Annotated in this window: 9 protein-coding genes; 5 read left to right on the forward strand and 4 right to left on the reverse strand. The window is 69.8% G+C overall.

All coding sequences use genetic code 11. From position 1 onward, the window contains the following. The first annotated feature begins 9 nt into the window (after nucleotides 1–9). From trpD to IAI54_RS07505, 4 genes are read left to right on the forward strand one after another with little or no spacing between them, the layout of a single operon-like run. Nucleotides 10–1,032 (forward strand): anthranilate phosphoribosyltransferase, encoded by a 1,023-nt coding sequence (gene trpD / locus IAI54_RS07490; RefSeq protein WP_187971748.1) that lies wholly within the window; start codon nucleotides 10–12, stop codon nucleotides 1,030–1,032. Then, nucleotides 1,029–1,847 carry an indole-3-glycerol phosphate synthase TrpC gene (gene trpC / locus IAI54_RS07495; protein WP_187971749.1) on the forward strand — a complete coding sequence of 273 codons (819 nt, stop codon included), beginning with the start codon at nucleotides 1,029–1,031 and terminating at the stop codon, nucleotides 1,845–1,847. The genes trpD and trpC overlap by 4 nt, the downstream gene beginning before the upstream one ends. Nucleotides 1,848–1,850: 3 nt before the next feature. After that, the gene (gene moaC / locus IAI54_RS07500) at nucleotides 1,851–2,336 is read left to right on the forward strand and encodes a cyclic pyranopterin monophosphate synthase MoaC (protein WP_187971750.1); all 486 of its coding nucleotides are present in this window, start codon (nucleotides 1,851–1,853) and stop codon (nucleotides 2,334–2,336) included. Continuing rightward, entirely contained in the window at nucleotides 2,336–3,547 is a 1,212-nt protein-coding gene (locus IAI54_RS07505; RefSeq protein WP_187971751.1) for a molybdopterin molybdotransferase MoeA, read from the forward strand. Before moaC ends, IAI54_RS07505 begins: the two co-directional genes overlap by 1 nt. 125 nt (nucleotides 3,548–3,672) lie before the next feature. On the opposite strand, the gene IAI54_RS29120 is transcribed toward IAI54_RS07505, so the two are convergent. The 3 genes from IAI54_RS29120 to IAI54_RS07520 all read right to left on the reverse strand — a co-directional run bounded on the left by IAI54_RS29120 (nucleotide 3,673) and on the right by IAI54_RS07520 (nucleotide 11,691). Continuing rightward, nucleotides 3,673–8,958, reverse strand: a complete 5,286-nt coding sequence (locus tag IAI54_RS29120) for a beta strand repeat-containing protein (protein ID WP_187971752.1) — start codon at nucleotides 8,956–8,958, stop codon at nucleotides 3,673–3,675. Between the two features lie 139 nt (nucleotides 8,959–9,097). Next, nucleotides 9,098–9,778 carry a response regulator transcription factor gene (locus IAI54_RS07515; RefSeq protein WP_187971753.1) on the reverse strand — a complete coding sequence of 227 codons (681 nt, stop codon included), beginning with the start codon at nucleotides 9,776–9,778 and terminating at the stop codon, nucleotides 9,098–9,100. Then, nucleotides 9,775–11,691 carry a sensor histidine kinase gene (locus IAI54_RS07520; protein ID WP_187971754.1) on the reverse strand — a complete coding sequence of 639 codons (1,917 nt, stop codon included), beginning with the start codon at nucleotides 11,689–11,691 and terminating at the stop codon, nucleotides 9,775–9,777. The genes IAI54_RS07515 and IAI54_RS07520 overlap by 4 nt, the downstream gene beginning before the upstream one ends. A 427-nt stretch (nucleotides 11,692–12,118) precedes the next feature. On the opposite strand from IAI54_RS07520, the gene lexA reads away from it, so the two are divergent. Beyond that, a complete protein-coding gene (gene lexA, locus IAI54_RS07525) occupies nucleotides 12,119–12,832 on the forward strand; it encodes a transcriptional repressor LexA (protein WP_187971755.1) in 714 nt (237 codons plus the stop codon). On the opposite strand, the gene IAI54_RS07530 is transcribed toward lexA, so the two are convergent. Further along, nucleotides 12,826–15,258: a ComEC/Rec2 family competence protein gene (locus IAI54_RS07530; protein WP_187971756.1), complete on the reverse strand. Its 2,433-nt coding sequence runs from the start codon at nucleotides 15,256–15,258 to the stop codon at nucleotides 12,826–12,828. The two genes, lexA and IAI54_RS07530, sit on opposite strands and share 7 nt — an antisense overlap. Nucleotides 15,259–15,370 lie beyond the last annotated feature (112 nt).

Raw genomic sequence — 15,370 nt, forward strand, 5'->3', positions numbered from 1 at the left:
GAACCGGCGATGAGCGACTTCAAACCCTTCATCGCCAGGGTCGCGTCAGGCCAGTCGCTGAGCTTCGAGGAAGCGCGCCAAGCCTTCGACATCGTGATGTCCGGCGAGGCGACGCCTGCGCAGATCGGCGGCTTCCTGATGGCCATGCGGGTACGCGGCGAGACGGTGGACGAGATCTCCGGCGCCGTCGCGACCATGCGGGCCAAGATGCTGCCGGTGGAGGCGCCCGCCGACGCGATCGACATCGTCGGCACGGGCGGCGACGTCTCGGGCTCCTACAACATCTCCACCTGCTCCGCCTTCGTGCTGGCGGGTGCCGGCGTGCCGGTGGCCAAGCACGGCAACCGGGCGCTCTCGTCGAAGTCGGGTGCGGCCGACACGCTGATGGCGCTGGGCATCGACATCGACATCGGCCCGAAGGAGATCGCAACCTGCATCCGGGAGGCCGGCGTCGGCTTCATGTTCGCGCCGCGTCATCACTCGGCGATGAAACATGTCGGCCCGGCGCGGGTGGAACTCGGAACCCGCACGATCTTCAATCTGCTCGGCCCGCTGTCCAACCCGGCCGGCGTGAAGCGGCTGATGGTCGGCGTCTTCTCGCCCGAATGGGTCGAGCCGGTCGCCCGCGTGCTGAAGGCTCTCGGTGCGGAAGCGGCCTGGGTCGTGCATGGCGACGGGCTGGACGAGGTGACGACCGCCGGCAGCACCAAGGTCGCGCAGCTCCGCGACGGCGACATCGAGCTCTTCACCGTCACGCCCGAAGAAGCCGGGCTGTCACGCGCCGATTTCGCCGACCTGCGCGGCGGCGATGCGGCGCACAACGCGCTCGCGCTGCGCTCGGTGCTGGCCGGGGAGAGATCGCCCTACCGCGACATCGTGCTGATGAATGCGGCGGCCGCCCTGCTGGTCGCCAGCCGTGTCACGTCGCTCGCCGACGGTGTGGACATCGCTGCCCGGTCGATCGACGGCGGCAAGGCGGAACGGGCGCTCGAGCGCCTCGTCGAGGTCTCGAACCGCAAGGCGGGCGCATGAGCGACATCCTGAAGACCATCGAGGCCTACAAGCGCAGGGAGATCGCCGCCGCCAAGGCCGCGGTGTCCTTCGAGGAGATGAGGGCGCGGGCCAAGGATGCCGACCGGCCGCGCGGCTTTGCCGCCGCCCTGCGCCGGAAGCGCGAGGCCGGTTCCTTCGCCCTGATCGCCGAGATCAAGAAGGCGAGCCCGTCCAAGGGCCTGATCCGCGCCGATTTCGATCCGCCGGCGCTCGCCGCCGCCTACGAGGCGGGCGGTGCCGCCTGCCTGTCGGTGCTGACCGATGCGCCCTCCTTCCAGGGGGCGCCCGAATTCCTGACCGCCGCGCGTGCCGCCTGCGCGCTGCCCGCGCTGCGCAAGGATTTCCTGTTCGAGCCCTATCAGGTCTTCGAGGCGCGCAGCTGGGGCGCCGACGCCGTCCTCGTCATCATGGCGAGCCTCTCCGACGACGAGGCGAAGGCGCTGGAGGACGCCGCCTTCGAGACCGGCATGGACGTGCTGGTCGAGGTGCACGACGAAGCCGAGATGGAGCGGGCGCTGCGGCTCGCCTCGCCGCTGGTCGGCGTCAACAACCGCAACCTGCGCAGCTTCGAGGTCGACCTCGCGACCTCCGAGCGGCTGGCGGCGATGGTGCCGGACGACCGGCTGCTGGTCGGCGAGAGCGGCATCTTCACGCATGCCGACTGCCTGCGCCTTGCCGAACACGGCATCGGCACCTTCCTCGTCGGCGAGAGCCTGATGCGGCAGGCCGACGTCGCCGCCGCCACACGCGCTCTCCTCTCGGGCGAGGCCGAGGGCCTGCGCCGGACGGCCTGAGCCATGGCCGGCGCCCTCACCCACATCAAGGCCTCCGGCGAGGCCCATATGGTCGACGTCGGCGCCAAGGACGAGACGAAGCGCATCGCCGTCGCCGAGGGGGTCGTCGTCATGAAGCCGGAGACGCTGACGATGATCCTCGAGGGCAATGCGAAGAAGGGCGACGTGCTCGCCACAGCGCGCATCGCCGGCATCATGGCGGCCAAGAAGACGCACGAGCTGATCCCGCTCTGCCATCCGCTGATGCTGAACAAGGTCGCCGTCGAGATCGAGCCCGACGAGGCGCTGCCGGGCCTGCGTGTCACCGCGACGGTCTCGGTCGCCGGCCGGACCGGTGTCGAGATGGAGGCGCTGACGGCGGCCTCCGTCGCCTGCCTGACGATCTACGACATGGCCAAGGCCGTCGACCGCGGCATGACGATCACCGGCATCCGCGTTCTGGAGAAATCCGGCGGCAAGTCGGGCGACTGGCGCGTCGCGGGCCGGTGATGGCAGCTGGGCTGCTCCCCATCGAGGAGGCGCTTTCGCGTCTGCTGGCGGGTGTCGCGCCGCTCGGCTCCGAACGCGTCGGAATCGACGAGGCGGGGGGCCGGATCCTCGCCCGTCCCGTCCGGGCGCTGCGCACGCAGCCGCCCTTCGATGCCTCCGCCATGGACGGCTACGCCATCCGCGGCGAGGATGTCGCCGCCCCCCCTGCCCGGCTCGCCGTGGTCGGCATCGCCCCCGCCGGCAGGCCGTTTGCGGGCGCCATCGGTCCGGGCGAAGCCGTGCGCATCTTCACCGGCGCGCCGGTGCCGGCGGGCGCCGACAGCGTGCTGATCCAGGAAAACACGCGCATCGTCGCGCCCGGCGTCGTCGAGGCGCTGGAGCCGGTGCGCACGGGCGCCAATATCCGCCGCCGCGGCCTCGACTTCACCGAGGGCGAGCCGCTGCTCGAGGCGGGCCGGCTCGTCGACGCCTCGGCGCTGGCGCTCGCCGCTTCCGCCAATCACGCCGAACTCGACGTGGTGCGCCGTCCGCTCGTGGCCGTGCTGGCCACCGGCGACGAGCTGCTGGCACCGGGGAGCGCCGTCGGCGAAGGTCAGATCGTCTCGTCCAACACCTTCGGCGTCGCGCTGATCGCGCGCCAGGCCGGCGCCCGCACGCTCGACCTCGGCATCGCGCCCGACGACCGCGAGGCGATCGGGGCCGCCATCGACCGCGCGCTCGACGCCGGCGCCGAAATCATCGTCACGTCGGGTGGAGCCTCGGTCGGCGACCATGATCTCGTCCGCGACGTGCTTTCGGCGAAGGGCGGCGAACTCGATTTCTGGAAGATCGCGATGCGGCCCGGCAAGCCGCTGATGGCGGGGACGCTCGCCGGCCGCCGCATCCTCGGCCTGCCCGGCAATCCGGTCGCCAGCCTCGTGTGCAGCCACGTGTTCCTGAAGCCTCTGGTGGCAAGGCTCGCCGGCCGCGCCCATGTCGCCGACGTGCGCACCGGCGTCTTCGGCGGACCTGTCGCGGCCAACGACCTGCGGCAGGACTATATGCGCGCCCGCGTGGTCGAGACCGACGGCGTGCTCGTCGCCACGCCCTCCCCGGTCCAGGACTCATCGATGCTGCGCATCCTGGCAGAGGCCGGCGCGCTCGTCATCCGCGAACCCTTCGCGCCTGCGGCCGTCGCCGGAGATCCCTGCCGGCTCCTGATGCTGCGTTGACGCGCCGCCGATCCCGGCGGAGAGCAGATCCGATCCTGTCGATGCATGAAGGCCGGAACCGCAGGGCTCCGGCCTTCATGTGAGCTGTGTCGACACGGACAGGCCGGGATTGACCGGACCTGCCTCTACCAGGCGACGGTGAGGCGCGCCTGGCCCTGGTAGCCCTTGAGTTCGATCTCCTGGACGCCGTATCGGCCCGAGACGCTCGACGACAGGCTGACATTGTCGTTCAGGGCGGTTTCGATGCCGAGTGCCAGTTCGAGTGCGGTTCCGCCGGTGCCGGTGGTGTAGGCGAAGTTGTCGACGGTCACCGTCTCGTCCGCGGTCAGGTCGTGTGCCACGGCGACATTGGCGAAGGTCGAGACGCTTTCGAAATGCCCCTCGGCGCGCAGGCCGCCGCGGACGCTCATCGCGTCGCCCGTCCCGAAGCGGACCTGGTCGACCCAGTCGCTCGAGAGATCGCTCACGGTCGTGTTCTGATAGGCGAACTGACCCCATGGCGTGACCCGGATGGTCTCGCTGCCGAAGGTGACGCCGGCTTCGACCACCATGGTCGCGGTCTGGGCGTCGACGGTGGTGGCGCTCGCCGCCGTCGGATTGAACGTCCAGTTGCTCGCGCCGTACTGGGCGACGGCGTCGACATAGGCCCGCTCGTTCGACCAGTTCGCCGTGACGCCTGCGGCATAGAGGTTGCCGCTGAGATCGGCGATGCCTGTCTCGGTGGTCACGTCGCTCACGGACCGGCCGTAGGAGGCGACGAAGCCGGCGCGGAAGTTGCCGCTGCCGATCACGTCGGTGCCGAACTGCGTGTAGTAGGTCTGCTGCGTATGCGAGGTGGCGTCCTTAATCTCGGTGCGGCTGCCGCCGGCCCGCATGAAGGACGTCTGCATGTCGTCACCGGTGCCGAGGCCACGGCGATCCACCTTGCTGCCCAGGATGTCGAGCGATGCTGCACGAATGCTCTTCTCCAGCACCGAGAGGCCGTAGGTCTCGTCCTGGATGATCGAGCCGACACCGTAGACGATCACGTCGCCGGCCCCGAAGAGCTGTTCCTCGGTCCAGCCGCCCGTGCCTTCGACCGTCGCGACCGCGTTGGCGGTGCGGACCGACCGGGTCAGCACGACCTCGCGGCCGTTCTGCGTGAAACGCTCGGCCCGGTAGACGTTGGCGGCGGTATCGCTGCCGCCGATGCGGATCAGTTCGATGGTGCTGAGGTCGCCGAGCGCATCGCCGCGGTTGGAGTTGTGCCGCGCCAGCGTCACCGCCAGCGAGCCCGTGGCGTCGCCGCCGATGTTGGTCTGGTCGTAGTCGACGGCGGCCGCGTAGGTTCCCTGTCCGTAGACGATCTCGAAGAGCGAATCGGCCGTGTCGAGATTTAGATTGCCGCTGACGTTGACCACGCCCGGCGAATAGCCCGGGGACAGAAGGCCGCTGAAGGCGAGATCGCCGATGATGAAGACGTTGCCCGTGATGGTGCCATTGGTGATCACGGCGTCGCCGGTCACCTGAAGCTGTCCGCCGAGCGTTCCGCCGAGCACGGTCGAGCCGGCTTCGGCCGTCAGGCCGCCGACGATCGTCGAGCCGTTGGCGAAGTCGGCGTTCGCGCCTTGCTGGATGTAGAAACCGGCACCGGTGGTGAGGCCCGACCAGCTGGTGCCAGCCGCCACGGTCACCTTCGTGGCGCCCGACCCGGTCTTGGTGTCGTTGTCGAAGATGTTGCCGACGACGACCGTGTCGCTGTCGATGACGAAGTTGACGATGCCGTCGGATCCCGCGCCGTCGCGTTCGACCAGAAGCAGCGTTCCGTCGTTGCCGGTGATCGTCGTGCCGGCGCCGAGCGTGATGTTGGCGATGCCGCCGCTCTGGTCGAAATAGGCGTAGGCCAGCGACTTGTCCGTGGACAGGCTGACTCCCTTGGTGGTGATCGAGCCGCCGTTGACGACCGAGAGCGCGGAGAGATTGGCTCCGCCCGCGATCGAGCCGCCTTCCACCTCGATCGTCCCGCCGTTCGAAGCGATCACGCCGGTCTGCGAAGCGACGCCGTCGAGCGTGAGGCTGCCGCCGGCCACTTCGAAGCCGCCCGAACCGTTGATGGCACCCGAGAAGGTGGTCGAGGCGTTGGTGAGCTTCAGGCGGTTCGTGCCCAGTTCCACCGCGCCGGCGCCCGACAGCGTCACGACGTCGATGCCCGCCAGCGCCGATGCGATGTCGAAGGTGCCCGCCACGTCGATCGACGAGGATGCGGCGATCGATCCGCCCGCGGCGATGAACAGCGTCGTTCCCCCGTCGATGGTCGTCGCACCGGTATAGATGTTCACGCCCGACAGCGTCTGCGAGCCGCTCGCAACCTTCAGTCCGCCATTGCCGGCGATGACGCCCGAGAAGGTGGTCGAGGCCTGCGTGAGGATGAGGTCGTTGGCGCCGAGCGTCACGGTGCCGCCACCTGCGAGCGTGACGATCGAGGCGTCGGCGTCGTTGCCGGCGATATCGAGTTCGCCATCGACGGTGACCACCGCGGATGCCCCAATGCTGCCTGCGCCGTCGAGCACGAGCTTGGCGCCCGAGGAGACGCTGGTCCCGCCGGTGTAGCTGTTGGCGCCCGACAGCGTCTGCGTACCGCCCTCGACCGTGAAGCCGCCGCTGCCGGCGATCACGCCCGAAAACCCGGTCGAGCCGTTGGAGACGACGAGGGTTCGGGTGCCGAGGGTCACGTCGCCGCCGCCGGACAGGGTGACGACCCGGGCGCCTGACGTCGTCGCGGCGATGTCGAACTCGCCCTCGACCTTCACCTCCGCCGAGTTCTCGATGCTGCCGGCACCCGACAGGACCAGTTCGGCGCCGTCCGCAATCGACGTGGCGCCCGAGTAGGTGTTGATGCCCGTGAGCGTCTGGATGCCGCCGTCGACCGTGAAGCCGCCGCTTCCGGCGATGACGCCGGAGAAGGTCGTGGAGCCGTCGGAGATCACGAGCGTCTGTGCCCCGAGCGTGACGTTGCCGCTCCCCGACAGCGTGACGATCGTGGCGCCCGCCGTCGTGGCGGCGATGTCGAATTCGCCGGCGACCTTCACCTCGGCCGAATCCTCGATGCTGCCGTTGCCCGACAGCGCCAGCTCGGCCCCCGCATTGATCGTGGTGTCGCCGGTGTAGGTGTTGGTTCCCGACAGCGTCTGCGTTCCGGCCGCGACCGTCAGCCCGCCCGATCCGGTGATGACGCCGGCAAAGGTCGTCGAACCGTTCGAGACCGTGATCGTGTTGGCACCCAGCGCGAGGTCGCCGGCGCCCGCCAGCGTCGTCAGGCTGCGGTCGCCATTGGCGCCCGAAAGGTCGAGCTTTCCGTCGATCGTCACCTGGGACGATTCCGAGATGTCGGCGGCGCCCTTGAGCACGAGCGTCGTCCCGTCCTTCACCTCGGTGGTGCCGGCATAGCCGTTGTCGGCCGTCATGGTGATCGTGCCGACGGTCGTGCCGTCGCCGAGGATCACGGAGCCGTTCGTCAGCGCGCCGTCCAGATAGGCGACGTTCTCGCCGAGGGCCCCGCCATTGGCGATGATGGTCCGCGTGCCGCCGGCCAGGTTGATGGCGTTCTTGAAGTGGACGTCGGAATCGGCACTGTCGGAGCCGAACAGCAGCGCGGATCCGTCGGTGACGAAGCTCGCCGACGCCCAGGTCACGGTCTGGCCATTGTTAAGGCGCACCGTCAGGTCGCCGTCGACAGCGGCGAAGCCGCCCGAGCCGGTCCACTGGACGCGGCCGGACGCCGTGCCGAGGTGGCGGTCGAAGGTGCCGTTGGTCTGCAGCACGCCGCCGGCCAGGTTGATGTTGCTGTCATCGTGGATGCCGGTGCCGTCGTCGGCGTCCAGCACCCCGCCGGAGATCTTCGTCTGGCCGGTATAGGTGTTGACGCCGTTGAAGACGACGAGGCCGCTGCGGATGTCGATGCCGGCGCCCTTGCCGCTGGCGATCGAGGTGCCGGAGATGCTGCCGGCACTGTCGTCGGCGATCGTGCCGTTGAAGGTGATCGTCTTGCCGTCGCCCGGATCGAGCGTCACGGACGACCCCTTCATCATGAACAGGTCGGTACCGGCCGCCTGTCCTGCCTCGCCGCCGTTCTGGCTGGAGCCGGCATAGACGTTGTTGCCATCGAAGGTCGCGTTGCCGGTGATGGTGAGACTGCCGCCCGACTGCACGAAGATCGCGCCGCCATAGGCCGAGCCGCCGCCGCCGCCCGTGCCGTTGGGGGTTCCGTCGGCGGTGGAGCCCACGCCGCCGCCGAAACCGGCCGCGCCGCCGGAACCGCCGGAACCTTCATTCGGGCCGTGATTGGCAGCCCCGCCATCATCGCCGTCGTCGCCGCCATTGCCGCCGATGCCGCCACCAGCGCCGAATCCACCGGAACCGCCGCTGCCGCCGCTGCCGCCGCTGCCTCCGGCTGCGGCGGAAATGGCGACGGCATTGCCACCGTCACCGCCATCGCCGCCGGCACCGCCGCCATAGCCGAAGCTGCCGCCGCCGCCCGCGCCGCCGCTTGCGCCGCTGCCGCCGGCACCCGAAACGCCCGTCCCATAGGCGGTCACTTCGATGGCGAGCAGGAAGGCTCCCTCGGCAGCGGCCTTCGTCACCGCTGCGGCGGCGTCGCCCGTCTTGTCCGTGGTCAGCGCCGTGAATGCAGCCGCCGCCGCCGTCAGCTGCGCCGTCAGTGCGGCGTCGAGCGGCTGCGCGGAAGCGGTGGCCGCGGCCGTGAACGCGGCGGCCAGCGCCGTAAGCTGCGTCACCTCGACGGATTCGGAGCCGGACGTATAGATGGCGTAGACCTGATCGGCCAGCGCCTTCACCGTCTGCACGGTCGACGCGGCGCCCGAAGCACCATCGCCGCCCTTGCCGCCGGCGCCTCCGACACCATCGCTCCCGTCGCCGCCGTTGAAGCCGTTCTGGCCACCGACGCCGTTGCCGTTGCCGGCGAAATAGGAGGACTCCGTCGGTCCATCCCGGCCGTCGGCACCCGTCGAACCCGCGGTCCCGGTCCCCCGCCCGTTCAGCCCGCCGCCCGTCGCGCCCACGCCGCCATCGCCGCCGATCGCGGTGTTGCCGATGAAATCGACCGAATCGATGGTCACGGTGGCGCCGCTGCCGACGAAGATGCCGCCGCCCATGCCCGCGCCGCCGCCGCTGCCGTCGCTGCCCTGCGCCGTCTGGCCGGTGATCGTGGTGCTGGTGACGGTGTTGGTGCCGGCGAGGAATTCCGTTGCCCCCGCATGTCCGGCATAGCCGGCGACGACAAGCGTCATCGCCATCATCGAGGTGGTGGCGAGCGCCCGCTGGCGGAAGCGTCGCCTGGTCGTCGAAGGGCCTGTCGTCGAAGAAACCTGGGCGCCGCTGATCGGATTCCGGCGGTTTTCGGTGGAACGGTTCATGGACCGGAAGTCTCCTGGCAACTCTACTTTCCGGCGTTCGGAATCATCACGGCCGGCGAATCTCGCACATCGCTACCACTCGCTCCTTACGGAAAATTAACGTTAATTACATCGGCGTGACCGCCGCGACGGGCGGGCGTCAGCCGTCGATGCCGAAAGGGATCGTCAGCTCGTAGCCCCAGTTGCGGATGGCGCGGATGCCGCGCTCCCCGGCGCCGGCTTCCTTGATCTTCTGGTTGATCCGGAAGATCGTCACGTTGATCGTGTTCCGGCTGGCGATGCTTTCGTCGCCGCCGAGCACCGCACCGATCTGCCAGGCTTCGAACCGGCGCTCCGGGGCGCGCGCCAGAGCCACGAGCACCGCGAGTTCGGACGCGGTCAGGGGAAGACTGCGCTCGGGACCGTGCAGCTGCCGGGTGTTGAGGTCGACGCGGAAGTCGGGAACGGATGCCGCGGGCGCCGCGACCCGGCGGCGCAGCGCGCCCACGACCGCGGTCAGTTCGTCCGCGGCGACCGGCGTGGTGAGATAGATGTCCGCCCCCATCTCGTAGCCGTCGCGCCGGTCCGACGGTCTGTCGCGTTCGGACAGGAGGATGATGCCGATGCGCGGCTGCAGTCGGCGCATGCGCGCGGTCAGGCTCAAGCCGCTCTCGCCGGGCAGATTCACGTCGACGAGCAGCATGTCCGGGTTGATCGGGCGGGTTGCCTCGATGAAATCCTCGGCACAGCCGAAGGCGCTGACGCGATAGCCGACGTCGGAGAGGGAGCGCGTGAAGGCGCGGCGCAGGCCGTCATCGCTCTGGATCACGACGATGTTCATCGACGGCCCGGCCTCTCCCGCAGCCGATCGGCCTCTCCGGAAAGCGCGTGCCGCGGGTCGCGGTCCGGCGGAACGGCCGGAAGCCAGAACTCGAGACGAATTCGTCCCTGGGCCACCGTGCAGCCGACCCGGCCGGCGAGCATCTCGGTGACGCCCTGAACGATGTAGAGACCGAGGCCGGAACCGGGCACCCCGCGCGAGCCGGGCGCGCGGTAGAACTTGTCGAACACGCGCGCGGGGTCGGGTGCCATGTCGGGCAGCAACGCGTTCTCGATGGTGACGACCGCTCCGTCGGCGCCACCGCGCGCGAGCCTTCGGCATGCGAGGACGATCCGCGAACCCGCCGGCGCATGTTTGATGGCATTCTCGACGAGGTTCGACAGGACCATGTCGACCATCTGCCGGTCGCTTGCGACCAGGACCGGCTCCCGTGCCTGCATTTCCAGCGGATTGACCGGCGAGTGGCTTGCCACGACCCCGCGCAGCGCTTCGGCGAGGTCGAAGCGTGTCGCCCCCCCTTTGGGATCGGCCTCCTCCGGCTGACTGCTGCGCCGCACGATGGCGTCGATCTCGCACAGTGCCGCGCGGATGTCGCGGTATCGCTCCGGACCGAGGCGGGCGGGATCGATCGAGAGCTGGATGGCGGCGAGCGGATTGCGGATCTCGTGCACCAGCATGGCGGCGAAGCGGTCCTGGACGTCGCGCTGCCGCCGCGCGGCGTCCAGCGCCTGGGTCACCAGGTCCAGCCGCGCACGGTTCTCGGCGGCGCGTGCATCTCTCTCCCGCGCCCGGCGCTGGATCAGGAAGAACATCTGCGCCCCGTACATCAGGACGAGGATGTAGGGATAATGGTAGGTCCACTCGCCGAGATTGCCGATCCCCAGCAGCGGGACCACCGTCACGGCGAATGCGACGGCCTGAACCCCGTAGAGCGTGCGCAGCAGCGGTGACCGGACCCCGTCCCTCCATGGCCAGACCGCCATCGCGAAATAGAACGCGGAACTGGCGAAGAGGAGCATGGAATTCAACCGAAGCGCGAATTGCGCATGCCCCGCCATCAGAATCGCAATCAGGACGGCCGAGCAGCCCAACATCATCCAGCTGACGGTGGAGACGAGCGTTGCGGGGGCGTAGAGCAGGAAGACCTGGCGATGCAGCATCACTCCGAGGGCAGGCGCCAGACAGACCAGGGCGCTGGTCAGACCGCTCACCCGGCCGGCCGGTGCTTCGGGCATCAGGGCGGCGATATAGCCCATCACCGCCAGCATCGAGACGATGTAGCAGAGTTGCGAAGCGATGAAGAGGACGGTGATCGGCGCCGGCCGGCGCACGAAATCGCCGATCGACCAGAACAGGATGCACGCCGCGATGGCCAGGAAGAGGACGAGCAGGGCGTCCGAGGCCAGTTCGGCCTGGCGTACGTCGCGCCAGTCGATCGCCTCCACCCCGAAGAGCGATGAACTGGTCGTCTCCAGCCGCAGGAAGTAGACGGTGTCGGGCGCGGCCGGACGGATCTCGAAGGTCAGGGCCACCGTGGCGGCCTCGCGCTGCCGGAAAGGCAGAAGATCGCCGGTTTCCCGTCGCTGCCAGCCCGCTCCGGAGGAATCCGGCTCGAACAGCGTGACCCTGTCGAGAAAGGTCGGCCTGATGTAGAGGACGAGCGGCCGGCCATCGGCCTGCGGTCGCACGCGCAGGCGGAACCAGTGAGCCGACGGCGTGAAGCCTTCCGAGAAGAGCTTCTTCACCGGCGCGAACTGCATCCCGACCACATCCTCGACGCCCAGCCGCGCCGACGGGTCCTCGAGCACCGCTCGCTCGACGACGTGGTCGGACCCCGGATGCAGCGAGACGAGCGAGGCGGCACCCAGGATGGTGATGACGATCCCGATGACCGCGAGCAATGGCAGCAGCAACTCGCTTCCATAGTCGGCGACACGCGAGCGAATGCTCGCCGTCTTCAGATGAGATGCGACCGGCTCGGCAGCCCGCCTCGGTGAGAATTCCATGAGCCCCGACAGACGCCCCTCTCGTAAGAGCCGGGCGACACCGGAATTCCCCTGCGACTTCCACGCCACGCCCCGCCTGCCAACCTATGCAACGCACGCGGAGAATTTACCAGCGGTTGACCGACCTTCGTCCCCAGCCGTCGGCGCTTCCATCCCCGGCGCCGCGGCTCGCCCATCGCGCCGGTCAGGCGGGCGTGGCAGCGGGAAGCGGCGCTGGCCGGTTTCTGCGCATGCGCGGTGACCGGATCCGAACAAAGCGATTGCGGAACAAGACTGGAACAGATAGGTTTGTTCCGGTTTTGTTTTTCGCACGATTCCTTCCGGGGGTGGACCCATGCTGACCCGCAAGCAACACGAACTGCTGCTCTATATCCACGAGCGTCTGAAGGAGACGGGCATACCGCCGTCCTTCGACGAGATGAAGGAGGCGCTCGATCTCGCCTCCAAGTCGGGCATCCACCGCCTGATCACGGCGCTGGAGGAACGCGGTTTCATCCGGCGGCTGCCCAACCGCGCCCGCGCGCTGGAAGTGCTGCGGCTGCCCGATTCGATTGCGCCCGGCCTCGGCGCGCCGCGGAAGTTCTCGCCCAGCGTCGTGGAGGGCGGACTAGGCAGGAAGCCGGAAGCGAGTCCCGCGCGCACGGCCAGCAACGACGACAACGCGAACGGTGTTTCGATCCCGGTGATGGGCCGCATCGCCGCCGGCGTTCCGATCGACGCCATCCAGCACCAGACCCATTCGGTCGTGGTGCCGCCGGACATGCTGGCGGGCGGCGACCACTACGCGCTGGAGGTGAAGGGCGATTCGATGATCGAGGCCGGCATCCTCGACGGCGATACGGTCATCATCCGCAATACTTCCAGTGCCACGCCCGGGGACATCGTGGTGGCGCTCGTCGACGGCGAAGAGGCGACGCTGAAGCGCTTCCGCCGCAAGGGCGCGTCGATTGCGCTCGAAGCGGCCAACCCCGCCTACGAGACGCGGATCTTCGGACCCGACCGCGTCAGCGTCCAGGGCAAACTGGTCGGCCTCATCCGGCGTTACTGAGCCGGCGCGTCCGGGCTCCTGCCGGCCGGAGCACCTGCGCTGCTTTCGTCCGGCTTCCGCCTTTCGGGCTCATAGGGCGGCATGCCGCGCGCCTCGCGCGAAAAGCTCCGGTGCGCATGCCAGGGTCTGAAGGGTTCGCGTATGGCGCGGCGGAGCGCGACGTTTGCTCCCCTCCCCTCGCCGGCCGCCGTGAATCGTCCTTCCGCACTGCCGCGGCGGGCGAGATCGCGCCTCGTGAGCACGGTCGTGGAACTGCCGGCGGGACAGGGGGCAGCGACCGTCGCATCCTCGATCACCATGAGGGCGGCGGTACCGCAATGCCCTGATGCCGACACCCCCTCGCTCACCCAGACGACCAACGCGCCGCTGGCATGGCGGGCAGCACAGGCTCCGCCGGTGCAGGTGAACGGCGTGTCGGGCTCCGGCGGCGAGAACGGCTGCGGCACGCCGGATGCCTGCTCGGCTCCGCCCGAAGTCATCACCGGCCGGACGACTGCGCCGGCCATGGCCGCATCCATCCATATCCCGGTGACGAAGTCGCTCGGTCGCGGCCGACTGACGGAGAGGTCGCCGTTGCCCATGCGCATGGCGACCAGGCGGCCGTCGTCCGATACGAACAGATCCGGCAGGTCGCGGCCCGCGATGATGGCGAGGCCGGCGACGAGCAGCGGCAGGGCGAGCAGGCGCAGCCATGTGGTCAGCACGGTCGCCAGCACGAGGGCCACCGTCAGCGTCAGCACTGCTGCCGCCGGGATGGCGCCGACGGCGTCGATCGGCGTCAGCTCCGCCAGCCGGCGCGCGACCGCCAGCATCACGCCGATGCCCCAGCCCATCAGGTCGAGCGCCGGCCCGTCGAGCCCGAACGGCATCAGCACGCCGGCGAGCACCGCCGACGGCATGACGACGAGCGACACCACGGGCATGGCGAGCAGGTTCGCCACGAGACCGAGCGGCGAGGCCCGGTGGAAGTGCCACACGCCGTAGAGCGCCGTCGCCGTCCCGGCGATCAGCGAGGTCGCCGCGATGCCGCCGGCATAGGCGAGGCCCTTCCCGAGCAGGGCCCGCGGCAGCGCGCGGTCGTGGTTCCGCCCGCCGCCCGGCGGGTGGCGAAGGCGCCGCTCCGACCAGGCGGCATAGGCGGCGATCAGGGCTCCCGTCGCGGCGAAGGACATCTGGAAACTCGGTCCCACCACCTCGTGCGGGGCGACGGCGACGACGATCAGCGCCGAGATCGCCAGGTTGCGCATCGTCAGCGCGGCGCGATCGAACAGCAGCGCCACCAGCATCACCGCGATCATGATGAAGGATCGCTGCGCCGCCACCGCCGCGCCGCAGATCACGAGATAGTAGGACGCGGCCAGGAGCGCGGCGACGGCGGCGTATTTCTTGACGGGCCGGCGCGATGCGAAACCGGGTGCCAGCGCGAAGAGGAAACGCAGCGTCAGCATCACCGTGCCCGCCACCAGGGCCATGTGCAGGCCGGAGATCGACAGCACATGCGCGAGACCGGTCTTGCGCAGGTCCTCGTTGACCTCTTCGGGAATGCCGGCGCGCGTCCCGGCGATCAGGGCCGCGGCGATGGCGCCTTCCGCCCCACCGACACGCTCGACGATGCGCGCCGAAATCGCCTCGCGCATGCGGCCGACGCGGGCGAGCAGCTCCTGCCGCCACCCCGCCGCCGCCGGGAGGTCCGTCTCCACCGGGTTGGTCAGGAAGAAGCCGGTCGCGCCGATCCCGTCCATGTAGCTTTCGAAGGCGAAGTCGTAGCCATGCGGACGCGCGGGGCCCGACGGGGGAAACAGCCGGGCATAGCCGGAAACGCCGTCTCCGGGCACGAGCGTCGCGGGGATCGCGCGGGCCGAGAGCCGGACGCGGCGAGGCGCATGGCGCAATGTCGGCCGCGCCGTGGCCGACACGTCGATCGTCAGCCGCACCCGCCCGCTCGCCTGCCGCTCGATGGCGGCGACGCGTCCGGTCACCATGGTGGGGATCTCGGCGCCCAGCATCGGCGTGCTCGCGCGCCAGGTCTCGGCCTTGCCGGCCAGCGCACCCAGCGCCACCATCAGCGCCGCGGTCGCGGCCAGCCTTGCCATGCCGCCCTCCGCCGCCGCGAGGCGCAGCGCGATCGCAGCCCCCACCAGCGACCCGAGGAGAGGAAAGCCGGGCTCGAACGGGAGCGTCCAGTAGAGCGCAGCCCCTGCGGCGAGGAGAACCGGCAGGGACAGGAACCCCGCGCCGCGATCGCGCTCCACGGCGACGGCGTCGCGGGCGGCGCGCCGGATCCGTCCCGCCATGCCCGATGATGCCGGCAGCGCGAAGCCGGCGCGTGATGCTCGCCCGATCCCATCCGCGCGGTCGGGCAGAGACGCCCCCGCCGGGGCGGGCAGCATGCGCCGCTCGTCGGCGTCCGGCTCACCCGTCGCCATCGCCATCGTCCCCGCCCGGAGCTTCCAAGCCGACGCCCTTCCCCGAAACGCTTGCGCCCGAATGAGCCTATGCTACATGAACGCGACCCAAAACACCCGCGCGACATGCAGA

Source organism: Aquibium microcysteis, from assembly GCF_014495845.1.
In the GTDB taxonomy this organism is placed as follows: domain Bacteria; phylum Pseudomonadota; class Alphaproteobacteria; order Rhizobiales; family Rhizobiaceae; genus Aquibium; species Aquibium microcysteis.